The following is a 493-nucleotide window of genomic DNA, read 5'->3' on the forward strand; positions in this document are numbered from 1 at the left end:
CCAATATTTCATAGGCATGATCAAAACATTCAAAGTCTTGTTGCTGAAAACATTCTCGCTCCAGGATGCTGTGAAATGATTCGATAAACGCATTTGAATTCGGCGATTTCTTTGGAATTCGTTCATGATAAATCCGTTGATCCTCACAAAAATCGCCAAAGTGTTCGCTTACGAATTGTGGACCATTGTCTGTCCGAATGATCAATCGTTTCTCTTGTTCATCGTCCTTGGGACGAGGGACGTTACGACGTATCAAGGAATCTTGAATCATATTGGTTATACTAGTAGCTTTACAATCAGATCCTCGATAATAGCCAACGATAGAACGATCAAAAACATCAATTGCACTTGCAACAAAGAAGAAACGACCACTTTGTTCGATAGATCCATATTTAATGTCTAATTGCCACATCTCATTTGGACCTGTAATGACGTGATTTCTTGCCAAACGCCGTGGGTGTTTGCTTTTCTTCTTGCGCTGCGGCAAGAGGAT

General features: G+C 40.4%; 1 protein-coding gene. It reads right to left on the minus strand.

All coding sequences use genetic code 11. The features are described 5' to 3' along the window. The coding region (locus M9R32_RS16030; protein ID WP_269927727.1) for a DDE-type integrase/transposase/recombinase at window positions 1–493 on the minus strand (493 nt) is incomplete at both ends.

The organism is Paenisporosarcina quisquiliarum (assembly GCF_027563315.1).
Taxonomy (GTDB): Bacteria; Bacillota; Bacilli; order Bacillales_A; family Planococcaceae; genus Paenisporosarcina; species Paenisporosarcina quisquiliarum.